At 75.0% G+C, this 7,166-nt stretch carries 7 protein-coding genes; 5 read left to right on the forward strand and 2 right to left on the reverse strand.

Annotated elements, in window-relative coordinates; genetic code table 11:
• Nucleotides 1–30: 30 nt before the first annotated feature.
• Both E1283_RS28300 and E1283_RS28305 read left to right on the forward strand, forming a co-directional pair.
• Entirely contained in the window at nt 31–1,050 is a 1,020-nt protein-coding gene (locus E1283_RS28300) for a FecCD family ABC transporter permease (protein ID WP_243745167.1), read from the forward strand.
• An 89-nt stretch (nt 1,051–1,139) separates the two neighbouring features.
• On the forward strand, nt 1,140–1,958 hold the full coding sequence (locus tag E1283_RS28305) for an ABC transporter ATP-binding protein (RefSeq protein WP_243745168.1): 819 nt from the start codon (nt 1,140–1,142) through the stop codon (nt 1,956–1,958).
• A gap of 54 nt (nt 1,959–2,012) precedes the next feature.
• Here E1283_RS28305 and E1283_RS28310 read toward each other — a convergent pair whose 3' ends face one another.
• Nucleotides 2,013–2,378 (reverse strand): winged helix-turn-helix transcriptional regulator, encoded by a 366-nt coding sequence (locus tag E1283_RS28310; RefSeq protein WP_132821010.1) that lies wholly within the window; start codon nt 2,376–2,378, stop codon nt 2,013–2,015.
• 182 nt (nt 2,379–2,560) lie between these two features.
• Here E1283_RS28310 and E1283_RS28315 point away from each other — a divergent pair, with 182 nt between their 5' ends.
• The 3 genes from E1283_RS28315 to E1283_RS28325 all read left to right on the forward strand — a co-directional run bounded on the left by E1283_RS28315 (nt 2,561) and on the right by E1283_RS28325 (nt 5,727).
• The gene (locus tag E1283_RS28315; RefSeq protein WP_132821011.1) at nt 2,561–3,259 is read left to right on the forward strand and encodes an SDR family NAD(P)-dependent oxidoreductase; all 699 of its coding nucleotides are present in this window, start codon (nt 2,561–2,563) and stop codon (nt 3,257–3,259) included.
• A 124-nt stretch (nt 3,260–3,383) separates the two neighbouring features.
• The gene (locus E1283_RS28320; protein ID WP_132821012.1) at nt 3,384–4,439 is read left to right on the forward strand and encodes a protein kinase family protein; all 1,056 of its coding nucleotides are present in this window, start codon (nt 3,384–3,386) and stop codon (nt 4,437–4,439) included.
• 127 nt (nt 4,440–4,566) lie between these two features.
• Entirely contained in the window at nt 4,567–5,727 is a 1,161-nt protein-coding gene (locus E1283_RS28325; protein ID WP_132821013.1) for a glycosyltransferase, read from the forward strand.
• Here E1283_RS28325 and E1283_RS28330 read toward each other — a convergent pair.
• Nucleotides 5,678–7,063 carry a glycosyltransferase 87 family protein gene (locus tag E1283_RS28330; RefSeq protein ID WP_243745166.1) on the reverse strand — a complete coding sequence of 462 codons (1,386 nt, stop codon included), beginning with the start codon at nt 7,061–7,063 and terminating at the stop codon, nt 5,678–5,680. The genes E1283_RS28325 and E1283_RS28330 overlap by 50 nt on opposite strands.
• Nucleotides 7,064–7,166 lie beyond the last annotated feature (103 nt).

Here is a 7,166-nt window from a genome sequence, read left to right on the forward strand (position 1 = left end):
GGGCGGCTCGGCCGGCACCGCACCTTCCGGCTGTCCGCCCCGCCCCTCTCCGGCGTGCTGCGGATCAGACAACTCGTCGTGTGTCTGGCGCTCGCCGCCGGCGCCCTGTTCTTCTTCTGCTGGGGCATCGCCGTCGGCGACATCGAGATCCCGCTCGCCGACGTCGTCGCCGCGCTGACCGGCAGCGCCGACCCCGGCACCACCCTCGTGGTCCGCGAGTTCCGGCTGCCCCGCGCCCTGGTCGGGCTGCTCGCCGGCCTCGCGTTCGGCATGTCGGGCGCCCTCTTCCAGACCATGACCCGCAACCCGCTGGCCAGCCCCGACCTGATCGGCATCACCCAGGGCGCCGGCACCGCCGTCGTCGCCGGCATCGTCCTCGGCTGGGGCAGCGGGCTCGGCACCCAGACCCTCGGCCTGCTCGGCGCCCTCACCACCGCGCTGCTGGTGTACGCCCTCTCCTGGCGGCGCGGCACCACCGGCTACCGGATCGTGCTGGTCGGCGTCGGCGTCTCCTGGATCTGCGCCAGCGTCACCGACTACCTGCTGGCGCGCGGCGGCCGGTTCCAGGCCCAGGCCGCCCTCGGCTGGCTGGTCGGCAACCTCAACGGCCGCGACTGGGTCCACGTCACCCCACTCGCCCTCGCGCTGGCCCTCCTGGTGCCCGCCGCCCTGCTGCTGGCCCGCCACCTCCGCGTCATCCAGCTCGGCGACGACGTCGCCACCGGCCTCGGCACCCCCGTCCAACCGGCCAGGCTGGCACTGCTGTTCACCGGCGTCGGCCTCGTCGCCTTCGCCACCGCGGCCGCCGGCCCCGTCGCGTTCGTCGCGCTCGCCGCGCCGCAGATCGCCCAGCGCCTCGCACGCACCGCCTGGCCGCCGCTGGTCGCCTCCGGGCTCACCGGCGCCCTCGTCGTCCTCGCCGCCGACCTCATGGCGCGGCGGCTGCTCGGCGACGTCGAACTGCCCGTCGGCGTCGTCACCGGCGTCCTGGGCGCCCCGTTCCTGCTCTGGCTGCTCGCCCGCGCCAACCGCGCCGGCCAAGGAGGCTGACCGCCGTGCCGTCCCCCGTCTCGTCCTCCGTGCCGTCCCCCGTGTCGTCCGCTGCCTCGTCCCCCGTCTCGTCCCCCGTCTCGTCCTCCGTGTCGGCGCCGGTGTCCGCCCATCCCGAACTGCGCGCCGCCGGCCTCTCGTTGGCCTACGGGGACCGGACCGTGGTCAGCGACCTCGACCTGACCGTGCCGCCCGGCCGGGTCACCGCCATCGTCGGCGCCAACGCCTGCGGCAAGTCCACCCTGCTGCGCGCCCTCGCCCGCCTGCTCACCCCGCGCGGCGGCGCCGTCCACCTCGACGGGCGGGCCCTGCGGTCGGTGCCCACCAGGGAGTTGGCGCAGCGCCTCGGCATCCTGCCGCAGTCCCCGGTGGCACCCGAGGGCCTGACCGTCGTCGACCTGGTCAGCCGGGGACGCTCCCCGCACCAGACCTGGTGGCGCCAGTGGTCGAACGACGACGAACGCGCCGTCCGCGACGCCCTCGCCGCCACCGACCTGACCGACCTCGCCGACCGCACCGTCGACCAGCTCTCCGGCGGCCAACGACAACGCGCCTGGCTCGCCATGGCCATCGCCCAGGACACCCCGGTGCTGCTGCTCGACGAGCCCACCACCTACCTCGACCTGGCCCACCAGATCGACGTCCTCGACCTGATCACCGACCTCAACCGCGACCGGAAGCGCACCGTCGTGATGGTGCTCCACGACCTCAACCAGGCCTGCCGGTACGCCGACCACGTCGTCGCCATGAAGGCCGGCCGGATCGTCGCCGAGGGCGCCCCGGCCGAGGTCATCACGGAGGAGACCGTCACCGACGTGTTCGCCCTCGACTGCCGGATCACCCGCGACCCGGTCAGCGACACCCCGATGGTCATCCCGCTCGGGCGCCACCACCGGCCGCGGGACTGACCCCGCGGGACTGACCCCCGGCGGCGGGCCCGGGGCGGCCGGCCCGGGGCGGCCTCATCGGGCGTCGTAGCCGCGGCGGGCCGCCTCGATCTCGTCGTTGTGGTCGGTCGCCCACCGTACGAACGCGTAGAAGGTCTCCCGCAGCCCCTGGCCGAGCGGGGTCAGCTCGTACTCCACCCGCGGCGGCACCGCCGGATAGACGGTGCGGGTGAGCAGGCCGTCACGCTCCAGGTGGCGCAGGGTGAGCGTGAGCATCCGCTGGGAGATGCCGGGAACCTGGTCGCGGAGGGCGCCGAACCGCAGCGGCCCGGCCGCGAGGATGCCGATCACCAGCACCGACCACTTGTCGCCGACGCGGTCCAGGGTCTCCCGGATGCCGGCGCCGTTGTCCGGCCAGGACGCGCAGGGGTGCGGTGGCACGCGCCACGGTGGGAGCGGCGCGCCGGGGGAGTCGCCGCCGGCCGGAGCGTCGGGACCGGCGGGGGGCTCATGGGGATCATCGGTGTTCCTACCGAACATGAAAGTGCCTTTTGTGAAGGTCGTCCTGGGTCACTACCTTGACGTTACGAACAAAGCGTAACCACGAAGGGACCCGACCACCCATGCCCTCGTCCACCATCGCCGTCGTCGGCGCCGGAGCCAACCTCGGCCGCGCCATCGCCCGCCGCTTCGGCGCCGCCGGCCACCCCGTCGCCCTGATCGCCCGCGGCCGGGACCGGCTGAACGCGCTCGCCGCCGCCCTCGCCGAGGAGGGCGTCACCGCCCGCGCCTACCCGGCCGACGCCACCGACCCGCGGGCGCTGACCGCCGCCCTCGACGCGGCCGCGGCCGACCTCGGCCGCGTCGGCGTCCTCTCCTACAGCCCCGCCCCGGTCTGGGACCACTCGGGTGACGGCATGCCCGACACCGCGGCCATGGGCTTCACCAGCACCCTGGAGACCACCCCGGCCTCGGCCCGGGCCCAGTTCGACCTCGTCGTCGGCGGGGGCCTGACCGCCGCCGCGGCCGTGCTGCCCGCCATGCGCCGGGCACGCGACGGCGCCCTGCTGTACACCACCGGCGCCTCGGCCATCGCTCCCCTACCGATCCTGGGCAACGCCGGCATCGCCCAGGCCGGCCTGCGCAACTGGCTCGGCGGCGCCCACACCGAACTCGCCGCCGAGGGCGTGTACGTCGGCCACCTGTCCATCGGCGTGCCGATCGTGCCCGGCGCCGGAGACGGCGACCCCGACGCCATCGCCGACCGCTGGTACCGGCTCGCCAGGACCCGGGACACCTTCGAGACCACGATCGGCATCTGACGACCCGACGCCGCCCCCGGCAGCCGCCGGGTGCCGACGGACGCCGGGTGGCCCCACCACCCGGCGGCCACGTACTGTCGAGCCCGGTCGCGTTCGGGAGGCAGCGTTGAAGGACAGTGTCGACATGTCGCGCGCCGCGCGCCTCGCCGGGTACGGGGCCGTCTCGACCGCCCTGGCCCTGCACGGTGATCGCGCGCTGCGCGAACTGGTGGACGCGGGAACGCCGCTCGGTTCCGGCATCGGCGGCAAGGCGGTCCTGGTCGAGGTCGACGGCACGCCGGTCTTCGTGAAGCGGATACCGCTCACCGACCTGGAACGGCGGCCGGAGAACGTCCACTCCACGGCGAACCTGTTCGACCTGCCGGTGTTCTGCCACTACGGCGTCGGCGGGCCGGGCTTCGGGTCCTGGCGGGAGCTCGCCGCCCACACCATGACCACCAACTGGGTGCTGACCGGGGAGCATCAGGGGTTCCCGCTGATGTACCACTGGCGGGTGCTGCCGGACTCGACACCGCTGCCCGAGGAACTGGCCGACATCGAACGGGTCGTCGCCTACTGGGGCGGCGGGCCGCAGGTGCGCCGCCGGCTCGAGGCCCTCCGGGACTCGTCGGCGAGCGTCGCGCTGTTCCTGGAACACTTCCCGGGGGACCTGCACCGCTGGTTCGGCACCCAGGCCGAGGCGGGCGGGGAGGCCGCCGACCGGGCATGCGCCATGGTGGAGCGGGAGTTGGCGGCCGGCATCGCGTTCATGAACGACCGGGGGCTGCTGCACTTCGACGCCCACTTCGAGAACATCCTGACCGACGGCCGGCACCTCTACTTCGCGGACTACGGCCTCGCCATCTCCACCCGGTTCGAACTGTCCGGAACCGAGGCCGACTTCTACGAACGGCACCGGACCTACGACCGCCGCTACGCCCACAACCACCTGGTGAACTGGCTGGTCACCGCCCTGCTCGGGGCCTGGGGAGAGGACCGCCACGCGCTGGTGCACGCCCTCGCCGCAGGCCGGCCCCCCACGGACGTCCGCCCGGACATCCCGCCGGCGGCCGCGGCGATCCTCGCCCGGCACGCGCCACCGGCCGCGGTCATGTCGGACTTCCTCCGCGCGCTCCAACGCGAGAGCCGCGAGACCCCCTACCCCTTCCACGACGACCTCGTCGGCGCGCCCGGCAGGTGACGCACCCGGGCACGGTATCCGCCGCCGCCCGGGACCCCCGCCGGCCCGCCGGAGGCACGCGGGGGCCAGTAGCCTGGTACGTCCACCGGTCGCCCGACGACGCGGTGGGGGGAGGGAGTTCGCGGCTATGCGAGTGCTGCACGTGGTGACCCTGCACACGCCCACGCACGACTTCGGCGGTCCGACCAGGGTGGCGCTCGCCCAGTGCCGGGGGCTCCGGGAGCGGGGGCACCAGGCGTTGCTGCTCGCGCTGGGGGACGGCTTCGGGGACGAGGAACTGCCGCACGAGGTCGAGGGGGCGCGGGTGCGGCTCTTCCAGGCCCGGCACGTGCTGCCCCGCTTCGAGGTCAGCGGCATCACCTCGCCGGCGCTGCTGACCCGCGCCAGGTCCTATGTGCGGTCGGCCGACGTGGTGCACGTCCACCTGATGCGGGACCTGATCACGCTGCCGATGGCGCTGCTCGCGCTCCGGGCCGGCACCCCGCTGGTGCTCCAGACGCACGGCATGGTGGACCCGACCGAGAACCGGGTGGCCCGGCTGGTCGACGCGCTCGGCGTGCGCCGGGTGCTGCGCCGGGCCGACGCCGTGCTCCACCTGACCGAGCGGGAGCGGACCGAGACGGCGGCCGTCGTCGCGCCGGCGCCGATCGCCCCGCAGTACCGGCTGGTCAACGGCGTGCCGGCGCAGGAAAGGCGCCGCAAGACCTCGGGGCCGCCGACCGTGCTCTACCTGGCCCGGGTGCAGGCCGGCAAGCGCCCGGCGGACTTCGTGGCCGCCATGCCCACCGTGCTGGCCCGCCACCCCGACGCGCGGTTCGTGCTCGCCGGCCCCGACACCGGGGCACTGGCCGACACGCTGGCCCACGCCGACGCGCTGGGCGTCCGCGGCTCCCTCGACCGGGTGGGGGCGCTCGACCGGACCGAGGTGATGGAGTGGCTGCGGCGCGCCGACGTCTTCGTGCTGCCCTCGATCCAGGACGCGTTCTCCGTCTCGGTGCTGGAGTCGATGTCGGTGGGCACGCCCGTCGTGGTCACCGAGACCACCGGCCTCGCCCCCGACGTGGCCCGCGCCGGCGCCGGCCGGGTGGTGCCGTCACGCCAGGACGCGGACAACGGCCCGCTGCTGGGCGCGGCCATCCTCGACCTTCTGACCCCCGAGGCCAACGAACGCGCCTCCGAGGCCGCCTTCCACCTGGTCAGGGACAGCTTCACGATCGACGCGGTGCTGGACGAACTCCTCAGCGTGTACGGGCGGGTACGGGGCGCGGGCGGAGCGGTCGGGATATGAGGGGGCCCGGCGGGCGGCGGAGCCAGGCGCGGGTGACGACGGTGGCGGCCAGGGCCAGGAAGGCCAGGCCGAGCGCCGGGTAGACGCCGGAGAGCAGCATCTGGCCGACGGACTGCCGCAGTTCGGGGCGGCCGGCGTCGAAGTGCGGCACCCACCAGAGGGCGTAGGTGAAGAACAGCAGCCCGATGGCGGCCGTGGCCGCCAGCCATCGGGGTTGGCGGGTGCGGGCGGCCTCGGCGGCGAGGAGCAGGACCATCGGGACGGCCCAGACCCAGTGGTGGGACCAGGAGATGGGGCAGACCAGCAGCGCCGTGACGCCGCAGGCCACCGCCGCCCAGGCCCTGGCGTGCGGCAGTCGGTCCGCGGCCAGCAGGGCCGCCACCGCCGTGGCCAGGCCGACGCAGCCGACGAGCAGGGCCGGCAGCAGCCAGCCGGCGCCCGGGTCGACCGTGTGCAGCGCCCGGGCCGCCACCCCGCGCAGCGACTGGTTCGCGGTGCCCTCGACGCTGCCCGCCCGGTCCTTGTCGAAGATCACCTCCGACCAGAACCGCCAGGAGTCGCGGGGCGCGGCCAGCGCCCCGACCGCCACCGTGGCGCAGAACGCCCCCACCGCCATCGCGGCCCGCCGCAGCAGCCAGTTCCACGCCGGGGCGCCGCGCCGCAGCCGCCGGACGGCGAGCAGGCCGCCGGCCACCGCCAGCAGCACCGCGAACAGCGCCGGGGTGAGCTTGATGCCGGCGGCGATGCCGATGCCGACCCCGGCCCACCGGTGGTCGCACCGCCGGCTCAGGTCCCACAGCACCAGGACGGCGATCAGCAGGTTGATCTGGCCGTAGCGCAGCGTCGTCCACACCGGCTCGCACCAGACGGCCACCGCGGCCACCGCGCAGGCCGTGCCGGGCATGGAGAGGCCCCAGGGGCGCCGGCCGATCAGCCGGAGCGTCAGCCAGACCAGCGTCAGCAGCAGCGCCAGGTTGAGGACGGTCGCCGCGACGCGCATCGTCTCCACGCCGACCCAGGTCAGCGGCACGAACAGCAGCGCGGCGAAGGGTGGGTAGGTGGCGGGCAGCTCGTGCTTGGTGACCCGCAGCTCGTACAGGTCGGCACCGGTGCGGATCGCCCAGCCCTCGGCCCGGTACACGTCGAGGTCGAGCCAGGTGACGCCCGCGACCCGCTGGGCCACGAGGAACGCCACGAAGGAGAGCAGGCAGGCCCCTGCCGCCAGCAGGGTGGCCCGCCGCCCGGCGAGCGGCGAGGCCCGTGCCGGGCGGCTCTCGGCCGGCCGCGCGGCTGCCGGGGCGCGGTCGACTGTCTGACGGGTTCCGTACTGGCTCACGGAAGCAAACATATGTTTGCGCGCCGGCTCCCGCATCGGCGGGGATGACGATCTTCCCGTCCCCCCTGAGACGGAGCCGGGGGGCTCGCGACCTGACGATCGT

It is taken from the genome of Streptomyces hainanensis (genome assembly GCF_004348415.1).
In the GTDB taxonomy this organism is placed as follows: Bacteria; Actinomycetota; Actinomycetes; order Streptomycetales; family Streptomycetaceae; genus Streptomyces; species Streptomyces hainanensis.

Coding starts and splice junctions, on each gene's coding strand:
- E1283_RS28315 (WP_132821011.1), top strand. CDS start 2,561: ATGCCCTCGTCCACCATCGCCGTCGTCGGCGCCGGAGCCAACCTCGGC.
- E1283_RS28320 (WP_132821012.1), top strand. CDS start 3,384: ATGTCGCGCGCCGCGCGCCTCGCCGGGTACGGGGCCGTCTCGACCGCC.
- E1283_RS28325 (WP_132821013.1), top strand. CDS start 4,567: ATGCGAGTGCTGCACGTGGTGACCCTGCACACGCCCACGCACGACTTC.